Genomic DNA, 15,843 nt, shown 5'->3' with positions numbered 1-15,843 from the left:
CTTCTGGAGCTCTCCTTAGAGGCCCGCTGACGCGGGCACCTCAGGATGAGGGGGAGGGTTGGAGGAACCCGCCCTTGCGGCACATCCCGCCGGAGCCGTGGCCAGCCCCGGCGGGATGGGTTTTAGGCCCCGTCGAAGCGCCCGCTGGCATGGGCCAGCATGGTGTAGACCTTGCCGGTCTCCGAGGTGAGATAGGCGTCGGTGCGCTTGGCGTCGCTGTCGTTCTTGATCACGTCGCCGAGCAGGCGCTCGAACTCGCTGACGTAACGGTCGACGCTGCGGCGGAACTCCGCATCCGACCGGTACCGGCGCTGGATCTCCGCGAAGGTCGTCCGTCCCTGCGGCGTGTAGATCCGCGGGTCGAACAGGTTCGGCTCGCCGCGCCGGTAGCGCTCCCAGAGATCGACCGCGGTCCGGTGCTCGATCATCTTGGCGATGTCGGTCGAGATCGTATCGAGGGCGATCCGCCCGGTCTCGGCAGCCGCCGTCGCGGATGGCCGGCCCCCGGACTGTGCGGAGGCCGCGAGGGTCTCCGCCGCCGGTGCCGCCTCCTCGTCGTCGTCCAGGGAGGCGCGGGTCAGCAGATCGGACAGCCAGCCCCGCTTGTCCCCGGTCTGCGCCGGGGTGGCGCCGCGGGCCGGGACGGCCGACCGCGCTGCCTCGATCCGGGCCGGACCCGCGGAGGCCCGCGGCGCCGCGGGCGCCGGGAGCGTGGGTGCCGGAGTGGCAGGCCCCGCCGAGGCCTGGGCCGGACCGGCCTGCGGGGCCGCGACGGCGCGGGTCCCGCCCTCCACCACCCGCCGCTGAGCCTGCGGCTGGGCAACGTCCACCGAGCGACCGGAGCGGGAGACCAGAGCCGAGAGCTCGTTGAGCGCCTTGATCTGGTCGGCCACCACCCGCCGCATCTCGCCCGTGGCATCCTGGGTCTCGCGCGGAAGCTCGAGGACGCCCTTGGCGAGTTCGGCGCGGGTCGCGTCGAGTTCGCCGCGGATCGAGCCCGCCATCTCGCGCAGGGCCGAGAACGAGTCGCCGAAGCTGGCCTGGGCTTCCTGGAAGCCGCTGCGCATCTCCCGGGCGGCCTCCTCGATGGCCTGCCGCACGCCCTGGGCCGCCTTCTCACCCTCGGCGCTGGCGCTGTCCTTCAGGTCGGCGAAGGCGCTCGTCACCGAAGCCCCGGCGCCCTGGGCGGTCTGGGTCAGGGTCTCGCCCACGCTCCGGGCGCGCTCCTCGGCGGCGCGCAGCGTCTGCTCGATCGTCTGCGCGAGGGCGTTGCCGTTCTGCTCAAGGGCGGCGGCCCGCGTCTCGAAAGCGCTGAGCGCCTCCGTCAGCGCCGCCTCGCGGCCGGACAGCGCCGAGCCCAGCCGCTCCTCGATGGCGGCGAGGGAAGCCGCGGCCCGGTCGAGGGCGGCCACGTGGGCGGCCGTCTGCTCACCGAGGGAGCGGCCGCGCCCGTCGAGCGTCTCGGCGAGGCGGGAGGCTTCCTGCAGCGCCCCGTCGGCGGCGCCGCGCAGGGCTTCGACCTGTGCCGAGACGCCCGCGCTGGCGTGACCGGTCTCCGCGGCGATGCGCTCCAGCGCCGTCTGGATCTGCTCGATCCGGCCCGCGAGGCCCTGCTCGACCGCGCCGAGATTCGTGCCGGCTCCGGCCACCAGCTCGCTGAGCGCGACGTTGGCGCTCTCGATCCGCTGGAGCAGACTGCCCAGCTCCCGGCCCATCCGGTCGTTGGTCTCGAACAGCTCCGAGAGGGTGCGGCCCGCCCCGTCCTCGACGGCGGCGCGCAGCAGTTCGGCCGAGGCCCGCGACTGCACGGCCAGTTCCTCGGTCCGTTCGCGCAGGGTCTCGGCGAGCGGCAGGCCGGTCTCAGCCAGCGCCCGCTCGATCGCGTCGGCCCGGTCCGCCAGCGCGCGGGACAGGTCGAGCATCGGCCCGTCGATGGCCGCGCGCAGGCGCCCGACATGCTGCTCCACGGTCTCCCCGACCGCCCGTCCGCTCCCCTCGACGCCGGCCAGCAGAGCGCTGCCCCGCTCCTCGATGGCCCGGACCAAGGTCTCGGCGCTCTCCGCGAGGCGGCGGGACAGGGCCTCGCCCCGGGCATCCACGAGTGCGCCCAGCGCATCGGCGCGCTGCTCGAACCCGGCCCCGAGGGCCTCGGCCCGGGCGTCGATCAGGCCGGCCAGGGCCGCCTCGCGGCGGCTGAGCGTCTCGGCGAGCGCCGCATTGTGGGCGTCGACCTGCTCGGCATGGGCCCGTGCCCGCTCGTCGAGGGCGGCCACGAGGCTCGCCGTACGCTCGTCCATGAGACCCGCGAAGGCCTCGTGGCGGTCGTCGAAGGCATTGGCTAGGGTGTCGGCGCGCTGGGCCACCAGGGTCGCGAACAGCCGCATGCGGCCGTCGATGCGCTGGGTAAAGGCATCGGCGCGGGCGTCGACGCCCCGGGCCAGGGCCTCGCTCTGCGCCTCCACGGCCTGCGCCAGGGCCGCGGTGCGACCCTCCACGATCCCGTCGAGGTTGCGCAGCCGTGCGTCGAAGGCCTCGACCAAGGCTCCGGTGCGGCCCTCGGCGGCCTCCATCAGGGCTCGGCTGCGATCGTCGAGGAGCCCCTCGATCGCCGCGCGCGCCTGGTCGAAGGTCGTCCGCAGGGCCTGGACGCGGGCCTCGACCTGCTCGGTCAGTTCGCGCCCGGTCCCCTCGACGGCCGTGCCGAGATCCGCCTGGGCCCGCTCCAGCAGGCCGCGCAGGTTTTCGATCCGGGTATCCAGGAGGGAGGCGACACCCGCGGGCGCCGCGTCGAGGAGCGCGCGGAGGTCCTGCGTGCGCGCCTGGACCGCCATGGCGATCTCCCGGCCATGGCTCTCGACCGCCGTGTCGAGACTGGCCTGGGCCCGCTCGAACAGGGTCTGCAGCTGCCCGGTCCGCGCCTGGAAGGCCTCGGCGAGCTGGGTCTCGCGGGTCTCGAGCAGGCCCGCGATGGCAGGGCTCGCCTGCTCGATGGTGGCCTGCAGGGCCTGGGTGCGGTGCTCGATGGTCCCGGCGATCTCACGGCCGCGGCCCTCGACGAGCCCGTCGATCTCCGCTTGCGCCCGCTCGAACAGGGCGCGCAGGTCCGCGAAGCGGGCGTCCAGCAGGTCCGCCATCCGGGCGGGCGCGCCGTCGAGGGTCGTGCGCAGGCCTTCGGTCCGGGTCGCGATGGCGTCGGCGACTTCCTGCCCGCGAACGTCCACGAGGTCGCGCAGGCCGTTCTGGGCCTCCTCGAACAGAGTCTGCAGGCGCTGCGTGCGGGCGTCGAGGGTCGCGGCGAGCTGGCGCTCGCGGGTCTCGACCAGCGCGGAGACGGCGGCAGGCGCCTCTTCCAGCACCGCGCGCAGAGACTGGATGCGCGCATCCACCGTGGCGGCGAAGCGGCCGCCGCCGCTCTCCACCATCGCGTCGAGGGCGGTCTGGGCCTCCTCGAACAGGGTGCGCAGGGCCTGGGCCCGGGCGTTCAGCGTCTCGGCGAGGCGGTTGCCGCGCCCCTCGACGAGGCTCTCCAGGCTCTCAAGCCGCGCGTCGAACAGGCTGCCGAGCTGCCGCGTCCGGTCCTCCAGGGCGCCGGAGGCGGTGCCGAACGCGCCCTCCAGGGCGGCGACCAGCGCCTGTCCGCGCCCGTCGAGCGCCTCGTTGATCGGCCCTATGCGGCCGTCGAGGGTGGCGGCCAGGGTGCCGGCATGGTCGTCCAGCATCACGCGGATCTGGTTGGTGCGGTCGTCGAGCAGGCCGTGGACCGTGCGCACGCCCTCGTCGAGCAGCCCGCTGATATCCGCGGTGCGGCTCGACAGGGTGTGGCCCAGGCGGCCCTCGCCGGCGTCGAGCATCCGCTCGGCATCCGCGATGGTCTGCTGGAGCTTGGACAGGACGCTCGCGCCGCGCTGGTCGATCAGTTCGGCCAGCGAGGTGCCGCCGCGATCGAACAGACGGGCAAGCTCGGTGATGCGGCCGCCGATCGCTCCGAACACGGCCCGGCCCTTCTCGTCGAGCTCGCTCGACATGGCGGCGATGCGCTCATCGATGAGGCGGCCGAGCAGGTCCGCGCGCTCCGCGAAGGCCGCGCGGACGGCATCCGTCCGGGCGGTCAGCGCCGCGTCGGCGCTCTCGGTGCGCTCGTTCACCAGCCGGACGATCTCCTCGGCACGGGCCGACAGCGACGCTTCAAGGGTCCGGGTGGCCTCCTCGACGGTGCCGGTCAGCGCCCGGACGCGCTCGGCCATGGCGGCGTCGATCCCGCCGGTCCTGTCGGTGATGGTCGCGACGAGGTCGCGGGTCCGGCCGGCCAGCTCCTCGTCCACGGCGCGAGTCCGCGCCTCGATCAGCCGGATCGCCTCGAAGGCCTGCACGCCGAAGCTCTCGTCCACGTGACGGGAACGCTCCTCCAGCGTCGCGGCGATCTCCTGCAGGCGGCCGATGACGCCCGCGTCGAAGCGGCTTGCCCCCTCCTCGATGCGGCGGGCGATCTCGCCCGTGTGCCGCGCGATATCCTGCCCGAAGCCCTCGGCCCGGCCGTCGAGCATCTCGATCAGGCTGCGGCCGCCCTCGGCCATGATCCGCGCCATCTCGTCGGTCCGGGCGCGCAGCGCCTCGTCCACGGCCGCGGTACGGCTCCCGAGATGGCCGTCGATGTGGCTGACGAGGCTCGCGACGGCCTCGCCGATCTCGGCGGCCCGCTTGGCCGAGCGCTCTTCCAGGGTTCCGAGATGCCCCTCGATCAGGCTGCCGGCCTCCCGGGCCTGGGCCGAGATCGTCTCGGCGACGGCCTGTCCCTTGCCGGTGATGAGCCGGTCCATCTCCTCCAGCCGGGCGCCGACGGTCTCGCCGAGCGCCACGGTGTCGCGGCCGATGCGGTCGGCCAGGATGTCGCCGCGGGCGATGGTCTCCTGCAGGGCCGCGAGGCGGTTGCCCAGCGTCTCGTCGATTGCCCGGACGCGCCCGTCGGCGGTCTCGGCGAAGCTCGCGCCGGTCTGGCTGAGGGTGTCGGCGATGCGGGCGCCCTGGCTCGCCACCGCCAGCACGATGTCGCGGCCGGTGCCGCTGATCCGCGCCTGGGTCTCGTCGGCGTGGGTGGCGAGCAGCTCGGCGACGCCGCGGCCGTGTTCGCCGAAGGCTGCCTCCATCTCGCCGAGGCGGGCGGCGAGGTCGGCCGAGATCGCGCGTGCGGCCTCGGCGAGGCTGCCGGTCGCGTCGCCGGTACGGGCTGCGAGTTCGCTGCTGAGGGCGTCGAGGGCGGCGCGCACGGCCGCAACCGCGGCCGTGCCGCGCTCACCGAGTTCCGCTCCGGCGCGGTCGGCAGCATCGCGGAACCGGGTCAGCAGAACCGCGGTCTCGGCCTCGACGGCTCCGGTGACCTCGGCGGATGCGCTGCGCAGGGTCTCCAGGCTTCCGGTGAGCCGGGCGGAGGCCTCCTGGGTGCGGCTTTCGACTTCGCCCGACAGGCCCTCGACGGATCCCCGCAGGGACTGGACCGCAGCGGCAGCGCCGGCCTCGAAACCCTGGCCGAGCGCCGAGAAGGCGGCCTCCAGGTTCGCGGTCACTTCCTCCGTCCGGTGGGTGATGCTGCCCCCCGCGCGCTCGGCGGCCGCCGCGACGCGGTTCTCCAGATCGGCTGCCCGTACCGTCACGGTCTCGTCCAGGCGTGCCGCGATGCCGTCCATGCGCTCCGCGAGGGCGCCGCCGCGCTCCGAGAGCGCCTCGGCGATCCGCTCGGCGGTGCCGATCAGGTCGTCCCGCACCGCACCCGCGCGGGCCGCGAGCGTCTCGCCGGCCCCGCCGGCAGCCAGCGCCAGGGCGGCCTGGGCCTCCCGTCCGTGGCCCTCGATCGCCTCGGCGACCGACAGGCCCGCGCTCTCGATCTCGGCCCGCAGAGCCGTGCCGCGGCCGGCGATGTCGTGGGCGAGCGCCGAGCCGGTCTCGGCGAAGCGCGCGGTGATCTCCGTGCCCATGGCGCCGAAGCGCTCGGTGAGCTCCGATCCGCGCGACAGGAAGACGGATTCGAGACCGGTCACCGAGCGCTCGAAGCTCTCGCGGACCGTGCCGGCCTGACGCTCCAGGGCCTCGCCCACCTGGGCGCCGGTCTCGGCGATGCTCCGGGCCAGGGTGCCGGCGTTCTCGGCGAGCCGGCCGGTGAGGGCGGTGCCGGCGGCCTCGAAGGCGCCGGTCACCTCGTTCGCGCGGCTCTCGAAGGCCCGGGTGAGGGTCTCGCCCACCTCTTGGAGGCTGCCGCGCACGTCCTGGCTGGTGGCCGTGAGATTGTCGATGAGGTCGCTGCCGCGGGCGGTCATAAGGCTGACCACGCGGTCGCCCGCGTCCCCGAGGGACGCGGTGATCTCGGCGCCCCGGTTCTCCAGCGCGCCGGTCACGCGCTCGCCCGCGCCGGTCAGGGCAGAGACGATCCGGTCGGAGGCGCCCTCCAGCTCCTGGCTCAGGCTCTGGTGCGAGCCGGTGATGGCGTTCCGCACCCGGTCGGCGTTGGTGACGATCGCCTCGCGCTGCGCCACCAGCTCGTCGACGAGGGAGCGGATCCGGATCTCGTTGTCGGAATAGGCGCGCTCCAGCGTGGCGATCTCGCCCCGCACCAGGGTCTCCAGCTCGCCGGCCCGGGCGAGCGCCCGCTCGACGCCGTCGCCCACCGCCGCCACCTCGCGGCGCACCGTCTGCGACATGGTCAGGACGGCATCGGTGGAGAAACTCTCGGGCTCGGCCAGGCGCACCGCGACCTCGCCGACCGCGCGGGCGACGAGGCGCATCTCCTGGGCGCGCACCGCCAGCATGGCAGCGATGACGAAGAGCACGACCGGGCCGAACAGCGCCGCCGCGCCGACGCTCGCCTGGAGGGCGGTGAGCCCCGAGATGACCTCGCGCAGGTCGCCGTCGGACTTCAACCACGCGATCAGCACCAGGGCGCCGATCCAGACGAGGCCGGCGGCGAGCGCGAACAGGTAGGGCTTGGGCGAGGAGCGCACCCGCAGGGTCTGTTGCAGGATGCCGATGTTGCGCCGGTCGTCGTTGGCCACGAGCGAGCGGTCGGGGGGCAGGAGCCCGCCCTCGCGGCGGGGGCGATCCAGGCCGGGCGGCGGCAGGTCGGAGACGAGCGGCGCATCGAGGTCGAGGCGCGGCGGCATGGTGCGGCCGGCCGGGTCGACCGCCCCGTCGAGCAGCGGATCGGCATCACCGACATCGGGCAGGCGCGGCTCGGCGCGGCCATCGGTGCCGTTCGGCGTCAGGGCGTCGAGGTTCAGCGCCTGCTCGATCGCAGAGAGCGCGGCCTCGGCCGGGTCCTTCAGCTTCTTCTCGGTCGCCATTCAACGCCTCGTTACACGGGTTCACCGGCACCTGGGCAGGCTGATGCCGGAGACGCAACACCCCGTTTACCATCGAAGATTAGACGCGGGCACCGATCGCCGATACCCGAGCCTTCGGCCGGCCCCAGAAAACGTTAACCGAATGGTTACCGAGCCCGCCGCTCGCCGCCTGCCCCATCCTGCCGCAGAGCAGGGGTCGGGCGCGATCCCCACCCTGCGAATCAGGGGGTGAATTGTGTGGATCAGATCCGCAATCCCCGACGAATCCGGATGCCGGGAGCCCGAGCATGCAGGCCATTGACCGCGTTGCACTCGCTGCGCAGACCGCCGGCGACGCCGACCTCGCCAGGGAGGTTCTGGACCTGTTCGCCGACCAGTGTCGGTCGATCCTGCCCCGGCTGACCGACTGCTCCGTGCCGCGGGATCAGCGCGCCGACCTCGCCCACACTCTGAAGGGCTCGGCCGCGGGCGTCGGGGCCGAACAGGTGCGCGCGCTGGCCGACGCCGCCGAGGCGCGTCTCCGCGCCGGCGCGGAGACGGTGCCGCTCGACGAACTCTCCGCCGCGGTCGCGGCGGCGCTGGCGGAGATCGCGGGCGGGGGGATCTGACGCACCTGTCGCGACGACTCTGCCGCGATGCGGCGATCGATCCGGGACCGGCGTAACCCGCCGCGCTTGCATTCCGCGGTCTCTGCCGCCAAGCAGGCACGCCGCCCGTCGGACTGAATGCGCTCGACGCGAGCCCGGAGCCCCAGCATGCCCAAGATCACCTACGTCGACCAGGCCGGGACGGAGAGGACCGTCGAAGGCAGTGTCGGCGCGACCGTGATGGAGACGGCTCTGCGCAACAACGTGCCGGGCATCGACGCGGAATGCGGCGGCGCCTGCGCCTGTGCCACCTGCCACGTCTACGTCGCCGACGCGTGGCTCGAGGTGGTCGGCAAGGCGCAGGACATGGAGCAGGACATGCTCGATTTCGCCAGCGACGTGCGCGAGAACTCCCGCCTCTCCTGCCAGATCAAGATCACGCCCGAGCTCGACGGGCTGGTGGTGACGACGCCCGCACAGCAGGGCTGAGACGCTGCCATCGCGGAGCGGCGAGGGCGCCCGGGGCACGCCGGATCATCCCATATCGCCCTCGTCCTGAGAGGTGCGGCGAAGCCGCCTCGAAGGAGCCCTCCGCCCGGCCGCGCGATCCTCTGGAACCCTCCTTCGAGGCCCGCTGACGCGGGTACCTCAGGACGAGGGCGCGGCCCGCCGCGGGATGGGAGCGCACAACCGGGAAAAGCCGGGCCTCACCGGACGAGGGCGCGCGCCGCGGCGTCGAGCCCCTCCAGGGTGAGCGGGAACATCCGGCCGGCGACCAGCCGCTGCATCATGCCGATCGACTGGGTGTAGCCCCAGTGCGTCTCGGGCACCGGGTTCAGCCACGCCGCCTTGGGGAAATGATCGAGGAGCCGCTGCATCCAGACGGCGCCGGCCTCCTCGTTCCAGTGCTCCACAGAGCCGCCGGGCGTGGCGATCTCGTAGGGGCTCATGGAGGCGTCGCCCACGAAGACGAGCCGGTAGTCGCTGCCATAGGTGCGGATCACGTCGAGCAGCGGCGTTTTGGCCTCGTGCCGCCGCCGGTTCTCGGTCCAGACCGCCTCGTAGGGGCAGTTGTGGAAGTAGTAGTGCGCGAGGTGCTTGAACTCCGAGCGGGCCGCCGAGAACAGCGCCTCCGCCTGCTCGATGTGCCAGTCCATCGAGCCGCCCACGTCGAGGAACAGCAGCACCTTGACGGCGTTGCGCCGCTCCGGCCGCAGCCGCACGTCGATATAGCCCTGGCGGGCGCTCTCGCGGATCGTGCCGTCCAAGTCGAGCTCCTCGGCGGCCCCGGTCCGGGCGAAGCGGCGCAGGCGACGCAGCGCGAGGCGCATGTTGCGCGCGCCGATCTCGCGATCGTCGTCGAGGTCCTTGAACTCCCGCTTGTCCCAGACCTTCACCGCCCGGAAATTGCGGTTGCCGTCCTGGCCGATGCGGATCCCCTCGGGATTGTAGCCGTAGGCGCCGAAGGGCGAGGTCCCGCCGGTGCCGATCCATTTCGAGCCGCCCTGGTGGCGCCCCTTCTGCTCGGCCAGCCGCTGCTTCAAGGTCTCGAACAGCTTGTCCCAGCCGAGCGCCTTCAGCTCCGCCTTCTCGGCCTCGGTCAGGTACTTCTCGGTGAGCTTGCGCAGCCATTCCTCCGGAATGGCGGCCGGCTCCACCGCCTCGCCGAGGGTCTCCAGCCCCTTGAACACCGTGCCGAACACCCGGTCGAAGCGGTCGAGATGGGCCTCGTCCTTCACCAGGGCCGTGCGCGACAGGAAGTAGAACGCCTCGACGTCGTGCTCGGCGAGACCCCGGTCGAGGGCGCCGAGCAGGGTCAGGTACTCCTTCAGGGAGACGGGGACCTTGGCGTCCCGGAGGGCCGTGAAGAACTGCAGCAGCATCCCGGGAGAACGCGTCAGCCGGACGCCCGGGTCAAGCCCGGACGAATCGTACGGGAAAGCGCCGAGCTTGGCAGATCTTCCAGACTCCGATTCAGAATCTTCTCGAATGGTCGACAAGATTCAGCGCCGCGCATGATGCGGATTCCGCCGCTGCGGTGAGACTCTCCCGCCCGAGAGAGCCGATAAGCTGGGTATAAGTCGCCGAATCTGTTGATATGTGTCCGGGGAAGCCTCGCCCGGTCACTCATTCCGTCACGGGAAACGCTCAACTCGAAGCATCGAGTGAGTGCGGGCGCGACGACGCGTGCCGCATCGGGCAGCGAGGAGACCTGCGATGGCGGTCATCCTGCGGAATCTGACGGAATTCAAGCGGTTTCTCGCGAAGCCGGGGGCGACGATTCAGCTGGTGCGCAATACCTTCATGGATCGTCAGCCCGAACCGACGCGGGCCGCATACCGCGACAAGGGCATGTACGCGCCGCGCGCCGTGCAGGCCCTGTCGCGCAAGGCCGCGGTGTTCACCCTGCGCGGGTATCCGGGGACCGTCTGGCTCTACTGGGACAAGGGCGTGCGCGGCTGGCGCTTCTCCGGCGACACGGTGACGGTGCCGCTGGTGACCGGGCTCGGCCCGGCGGACGAACTCGTCTACCGCTGCAGCTTCGCCGACGGGTTCGAGCCGGCGCCGCGCAGCCGCGTCGCGCGGCGCCCCAAGCTCGACGAGGCCCATCGCGCCTCGGCCTGAACCGAGCGGCCCGTGCCTCACGCCTCCTGGCCGGCGGCGGCCTCCTGACGACCGGGCTCCTTCCGGGCCGGCGGCTTGCCGAGGGCCTTGCCCACGGTGCGGCGGGCGCGGAAGATCGGCTTCGCCTCGCTCTCACGCTTCTTCAGCAGGGCGCGGTACTCGTCCCGCCGCTCGTGGATCGACGCGATGACGAGCCCCATCGGCACGCCGACATCGACCAGCACCGCTTCCGACAATTGCAGCGAGGCCTCGATCGTCTCCGGCACCGCGTCGTCGACGCCGAGTTCGTAGAGCGCCGAGGCGTGGCGGGCGTCGCGGGCCCGGGCCACGATGGTCAGGTCCGGCCGCTCGGCGCGGGCCGCCACCACCGCCGCCTCGACGGCGCGCGGGTTGTCGAGGGTGACCACCAGGGCCCGGGCCGTGGCGATGTCGCAGCGGCGCAGCATCTCGGTGTTGCCGCTGTCCCCGAAATAGACCGGCGCGCCGGCGCGGCGCTGCTCGGCGACCCGGGCGGCGTCGGAATCGAGGGCGAGGTAGGGGATCTTGTGCCGGTCCAGCATCTCGCCGACCTGGCGGCCGACGCGGCCGAAGCCCGCGACGATCACCCGGTTCTCCACCCGCTCCGGCATCGGCTCCGCCTTGGCGGCGTCCTGGGCGGCGCTCGTCGCCCGGCGGGCAAGCCGCCGCCCCAGAACCGACAGCGCCGGGATCATGATCATCGTGACGGTGGTCACCACGAGGGCGGCCGCCCCGACATCTTCCGGCACCAGCCCTGTGGCCATGGCGCCGCCGATGAGCACGTAGGCGAATTCCCCGCCCGGCCCGAGGAGCAGGGCGGTCTCGAGGGCCACGGGCCGGGAGATCTTGAGGGCGGGGGCGGCCATCATCACCACGGCGGCCTTGATCAGGACCAGCGCCAGCGACAGGCCGATGATGGCGCCCGGCGTCGCCATGAGCTGGGCCGGGTCCAGGTTCATGCCCACCGAGACGAAGAACACGCCGAGCAGCAGGCCCTTGAACGGGTCGATCGTCGCCTCGATCGCCCGGCGATACTCGGTCTCGGCGAGCAGCAGGCCGGCCACGAAGGCGCCGAGCGTCATCGACAGGCCGCTCGCCGCGGCGGTCAGCGCCGTGCCGACGATGACCAGCAGGCAGGCCGCCATGAACAGCTCGGTGGAGCGCGTGCGCGCCACGAGTTGGAACAGGGGGCGCAGGGCGAGGCGGCCCGCCACCACGATCAGCACCAGCGCGATGGCCGCCTGGCCGAGGGCCATGGCCAGCGCCCAGCCCTTGTCGCCGCCGTCGTCGCGACCGAGCACCGCGATGGCGAACAGGACCGGCGCCACCGCCAGATCCTGGAACAGCAGGACCGCGAAGCTCGTGCGTCCGGTGGGGGCGTTGAGCCGCCGCTGCTCGGCCAGCACCGGCAGCACCACGGCCGTCGACGACAGGGCGAGCCCGATCCCCACGATCACCGCGCCGGCCATTGGCACGTGGAGCCCGTAGAGGATCGCCCCGAGGATTAGCGCGGAGCAGCCCACCTGCAGGGAGCCGAGGCCGAAGACCAGGCGCCGCAGGACCCGCAGGCGCTCCCAGGACAGCTCGACACCGATCATGAACATCAGGAAGATCACGCCGAACTCGGCGAGGTGCGCGATCTCGGTGCGGTTGCCGATGGTGAACAGGTGGACGTACGGGTGGGCATCGGCCAAGCGCCCGAGGCCGTAGGGCCCGAGCAGGGCCCCGGCGCCGATGAAGCCGAGCACCGGCGAAATCCGCAGCCGGTGGAACAGCGGCACCACGATGCCCGCTGTGACGAGGAACAGGATCGCTTCCTTGTAGGAGCCGGCGTGGACCTCTGGCATCGGCGGCGGATCACCTCGTCTCTTGGGAGCGGCGCGGGTGCCGATCACGGCTGCGCGATCATGGGTCGGCCGCGGACGGGGAGCAACCGAATTTCAAGGCCGAAGCCCCCGGGCAGGTGTGCTGCGACACAGGACGGATACACGGGTCCGGTGAGACATTTCGGCCACCCCGGGGCCTGTTCCCGGCGGGCGGCGGGCGGAGACGTGCAATACGGCCCAAAATCGGCACAATGCACGCATACACGCATGAGTTAAACGAGGGTTAAGCTCGGCCAGGCCGCGCCCGAGACTGGACCCGATGGATGCGACGAGGCCGATGATCTCCATCAAATCGATATTTTCCGGCCCCGCAGCGCCCCCCAATCGCGACCTGACGCGCGAGCAGCGCGAGTGGAAGCTCGAGTCGGACCGGTGGCGCCACCAGCGTCACGTCGAGAAGGGCTACCGCATCAAGTGGGGCTACGTGGCGATCGCGTACCTCGTCGAGTTCATGGTGATCGGCGCCTCGCTCTGGGGCGCGTGGCTGTTCGCGGGCGTCTACAGCGACGGCGACTGGCACGCCTTCTACTTCATGCTGCTGGCGCCGATGGTCTACGCCGCGGTGGAGCTGTGCCGGGTGCCGCTCGGCATCCTGGCCCGCACGCAGCGCTCGTACTTCGTGCGCGCGCTCGCGGTGATCGGCATCATCTTCGCGGCGGGCGTGACCACCAAGTCGGTGTCGCAGCTCGGCGAGATGATGTTCCATCCCCGCCTGATGGAGGCGGCCCGCACCAAGACCGCCCTGAAAGACGCCCAGGCCGACCGGGCGACGATCGGGGACCGCATCAAGGCCGCGGACGAGCGCGTGGCGCAGTACACGGCCGAGCTCGACCAGATCGAGAAGCGCTCCGCCGACAACGCTCAGCAGCTCGCCGGCCTGCCGGCCCAGCGCTGCGAGCGGGTGTTCGGCACCAACAGCAAGGGCCGGAAGTATCAGAACCTGAAATGCGTGGCCGATCCGCGCGTCGCCGCCCTGTCACAGGGCGTCACCAAGGCGTCCGCCGACCGCGCCGGGATGATCAAGGACCTGGAGGAGGCCCGCAAGGCCCGCGCGGCGCTCGATCCGGGCGCCGCCGACCGGCGCGTCGCCGATGCCGAGCAGGCCTACCGCAACGCGGTCAACCGCTCACAGCTCCACTCCTTCACCGCCATGGTCTACGGCGTCGACCCGATCGACGTGACCGAGAGCCAGGTCCACGCCTTCCTGCGGATCTTCGTGTTCCTGCCCGCGGTCTGCGCCGCCTTCGCGTCCACGATCCTGGCGCTCTGCGCGGTCTCGACCCGCCGGACCTTCATGGACGAGGACGACCTCGGCGCCGCCGTGAACCCGGAGGCCGCCCCCTACATGCTGGACGCGATCGCCGAAGCCCTGCGCTCGCACCCTGAGCCGATCCTGCCGCGCGCCGCCAACGCCTCCGGGGCGGTGATCCCGATGAATCGTCCGGCCCAGGGCCAGCAGGCCCTTCCCGGACAGCCGCTGGCCGGCCAGACTCATCCGGGCCAGACCCTACCTGCCGCGGGAGCCGGGGCATGAACTACGTCGCAAGCGGGACCCCCGAGAACATCGCCCTCGCCCAGCAGGTGAATTCCCGTCTGCGGGCGGATTCGAGCTACGTCGCGGCCCGCGCCTTCCTGTTCCGGGCGCTGGGCTTCGGCGCCTTCACGTGCCTCGCCGGCATCGGCGTCGGGGCGGCGGCCTATGGCTGGGCGACGCTCAACAAGTTCGATACCGCCGCCGAGAAGATCGCCGCCGCCATGCAGGCCGCCCTCTCGGACGTGACCCTCAAGACCAAGGGCGAGGTCACGCTGACCGACAACGTGCTCAAGCTCGAGGGCCTGCCCAAGGCCCCCGTCACGCCGACGCCCACCAAGGCGCAGCTCGGCAGCGACGCCGCCCCGGCCTCGAAGGCGGCGGTGAACACGACCTTCACGGTGTTCAAGCAGGTGCCCTATCTCGACGGGCAGATCGTGACCGGCTGGAACTTCAAGGACAACGCCGACCAGCCTTATCAGCAGTATTGCTACTTTTCCCGCCGCTCCAACGAAGCGAAGGGGCAGGTCGAGATCAAGATCGACCTCGCCATGGACGGCAAGACGCTGCCGCAGCCGCAGAAATCGGACGTGAACCTGGAGATCCTCGCCCGGAACTGCGTCTGGCACGAGAAGAGCTGATCAACCGGCCGCCAGCGCTTGGGCGGCGCGCCCGGCGATCCGCCCCGCATCCTCATCCTGAGGTGCCGGAGGGCAGTGGAGGCCTCGAAGGCGGCCTCGAGACAGCGCCGCGATCCCGGGAACCCTCCTTCGAGACCCGCTGCCGCGGGCACCTCAAGATGAGGGCGCGGGTGGGTCGGGGCTCCTGCGACCCGTCGGACCGACGCTTCACGGCAACGGGGCCGCACGGCGCGGCGCTTGCGGCACGACCTTGCGCCGCGTTACCCGTCGCCCCAGGCCAGCCTCTTTGAGACCGCGATGCGCTTTTCCGGAACCGAGACCTACGTCGCGACCCCCGACCTCACCGCGGCGGTCAACGCCGCCGTGGTCTTGGAGCGCCCGCTCCTGGTGAAGGGCGAGCCCGGCACCGGCAAGACCGTTCTGGCCGAGGAGATCGCCAAGGGGCTCGCCGCGCCGCTCATCGTCTGGAACATCAAGTCGACCACGAAGGCGCAGCAGGGCCTCTACGAGTACGATGCGGTCTCGCGGCTGCGCGACTCGCAGCTCGGCGACCCGCGGGTCTCGGAGATCGGGAACTACATCCGGCGCGGCAAGCTCTGGGAGGCCTTCACGGCGCCCGAGCGCCCGGTCCTGCTCATCGACGAGATCGACAAGGCCGATATCGAGTTCCCCAACGACCTCCTGACCGAACTCGACCGGATGGAGTTCCACGTCTACGAGACCGGCGAGACCGTGAAGGCCGTGCGCCGGCCGATCGTGATCATCACGTCGAACAACGAGAAGGAGCTGCCGGACGCGTTCCTGCGCCGTTGCTTCTTCCACTACATCAAGTTCCCGGATGCCGAGACGCTGCAGCGCATCGTCGACGTGCACTACCCGGGCATCAAGCACCGCCTCGTCGAGGAGGCCCTGCGGATCTTCCTGGCGATGCGCGAGGCGCCGGGCCTGAAAAAGAAGCCCTCGACCTCGGAACTGCTCGACTGGCTGAAGCTCCTCGTCTCCGAGGACATCACCCCCGAGACGTTGCGCGAGCACGATGGCCGGAAGCTGATCCCGCCGCTCCACGGGGCGCTCCTGAAGAACGAGCAGGATGTCAGCCTGTTCGAGAAGCTCGCCTTCATGATGCGCCGGGAGCAGCGGGGCGGCTGAGTTCTCACGGCGCTCGGCGCGCTTTTCCCGCTGACACTCTCATCCTGAGGGCGCCGTGCGAATGATCGACCTCGCCGA

General features: G+C 71.9%; 9 protein-coding genes. 6 read left to right on the top strand and 3 right to left on the bottom strand.

The window, feature by feature from the left end; all coding sequences use genetic code 11:
- Positions 1-122: 122 nt before the first annotated feature.
- Positions 123-7,328: an apolipoprotein A-IV repeat region-like domain-containing protein gene (locus tag ACYCO6_RS19195; RefSeq protein WP_459762272.1), complete on the bottom strand. Its 7,206-nt coding sequence runs from the start codon at positions 7,326-7,328 to the stop codon at positions 123-125.
- A gap of 287 nt (positions 7,329-7,615) precedes the next feature.
- On the opposite strand from ACYCO6_RS19195, the gene ACYCO6_RS19190 reads away from it, so the two are divergent.
- Together ACYCO6_RS19190 and ACYCO6_RS19185 are read left to right on the top strand one after the other, a co-directional pair.
- Entirely contained in the window at positions 7,616-7,936 is a 321-nt protein-coding gene (locus ACYCO6_RS19190; RefSeq protein ID WP_459762270.1) for an Hpt domain-containing protein, read from the top strand.
- Between the two features lie 147 nt (positions 7,937-8,083).
- Positions 8,084-8,404 (top strand): 2Fe-2S iron-sulfur cluster-binding protein, encoded by a 321-nt coding sequence (locus ACYCO6_RS19185; protein WP_459762268.1) that lies wholly within the window; start codon positions 8,084-8,086, stop codon positions 8,402-8,404.
- Positions 8,405-8,622: 218 nt separating this feature from the next.
- On the opposite strand, the gene ACYCO6_RS19180 is transcribed toward ACYCO6_RS19185, so the two are convergent.
- Positions 8,623-9,798 (bottom strand): vWA domain-containing protein, encoded by a 1,176-nt coding sequence (locus tag ACYCO6_RS19180; protein ID WP_459762266.1) that lies wholly within the window; start codon positions 9,796-9,798, stop codon positions 8,623-8,625.
- Positions 9,799-10,132: 334 nt separating this feature from the next.
- Here ACYCO6_RS19180 and ACYCO6_RS19175 point away from each other — a divergent pair, with 334 nt between their 5' ends.
- Complete coding sequence (locus ACYCO6_RS19175; RefSeq protein WP_459762264.1) at positions 10,133-10,540, top strand: hypothetical protein; 408 nt, start codon at positions 10,133-10,135, stop codon at positions 10,538-10,540.
- 17 nt (positions 10,541-10,557) lie between these two features.
- On the opposite strand, the gene ACYCO6_RS19170 is transcribed toward ACYCO6_RS19175, so the two are convergent.
- Complete coding sequence (locus ACYCO6_RS19170) at positions 10,558-12,405, bottom strand: cation:proton antiporter domain-containing protein (RefSeq protein WP_459762262.1); 1,848 nt, start codon at positions 12,403-12,405, stop codon at positions 10,558-10,560.
- Positions 12,406-12,703: 298 nt separating this feature from the next.
- Between ACYCO6_RS19170 and ACYCO6_RS19165 the strand changes: the two genes are divergently transcribed.
- The 3 genes from ACYCO6_RS19165 to ACYCO6_RS19155 all read left to right on the top strand — a co-directional run bounded on the left by ACYCO6_RS19165 (position 12,704) and on the right by ACYCO6_RS19155 (position 15,765).
- Positions 12,704-13,978: an ATPase gene (locus ACYCO6_RS19165; protein ID WP_459762260.1), complete on the top strand. Its 1,275-nt coding sequence runs from the start codon at positions 12,704-12,706 to the stop codon at positions 13,976-13,978.
- Entirely contained in the window at positions 13,975-14,616 is a 642-nt protein-coding gene (locus ACYCO6_RS19160) for a hypothetical protein (protein ID WP_459762258.1), read from the top strand. The genes ACYCO6_RS19165 and ACYCO6_RS19160 overlap by 4 nt, the downstream gene beginning before the upstream one ends.
- Positions 14,617-14,913: 297 nt before the next feature.
- A complete protein-coding gene (locus ACYCO6_RS19155) occupies positions 14,914-15,765 on the top strand; it encodes an AAA family ATPase (RefSeq protein ID WP_459762256.1) in 852 nt (283 codons plus the stop codon).
- Positions 15,766-15,843: the final 78 nt, after the last annotated feature.

This window comes from Methylobacterium sp. CM6257, from assembly GCF_054611515.1.
The sequence above is the reverse complement of the archived record's forward strand: the minus strand, read 5'-3'. Positions and strand labels throughout refer to the sequence as shown.

Coding starts and splice junctions, on each gene's coding strand:
- ACYCO6_RS19185 (WP_459762268.1), top strand. CDS start 8,084: ATGCCCAAGATCACCTACGTCGACCAGGCCGGGACGGAGAGGACCGTC.
- ACYCO6_RS19170 (WP_459762262.1), bottom strand. CDS start 12,405: ATGCCAGAGGTCCACGCCGGCTCCTACAAGGAAGCGATCCTGTTCCTC.
- ACYCO6_RS19165 (WP_459762260.1), top strand. CDS start 12,704: ATGGATGCGACGAGGCCGATGATCTCCATCAAATCGATATTTTCCGGC.
- ACYCO6_RS19160 (WP_459762258.1), top strand. CDS start 13,975: ATGAACTACGTCGCAAGCGGGACCCCCGAGAACATCGCCCTCGCCCAG.
- ACYCO6_RS19195 (WP_459762272.1), bottom strand. CDS start 7,328: ATGGCGACCGAGAAGAAGCTGAAGGACCCGGCCGAGGCCGCGCTCTCT.
- ACYCO6_RS19155 (WP_459762256.1), top strand. CDS start 14,914: ATGCGCTTTTCCGGAACCGAGACCTACGTCGCGACCCCCGACCTCACC.
- ACYCO6_RS19190 (WP_459762270.1), top strand. CDS start 7,616: ATGCAGGCCATTGACCGCGTTGCACTCGCTGCGCAGACCGCCGGCGAC.
- ACYCO6_RS19180 (WP_459762266.1), bottom strand. CDS start 9,798: ATGCTGCTGCAGTTCTTCACGGCCCTCCGGGACGCCAAGGTCCCCGTC.
- ACYCO6_RS19175 (WP_459762264.1), top strand. CDS start 10,133: ATGGCGGTCATCCTGCGGAATCTGACGGAATTCAAGCGGTTTCTCGCG.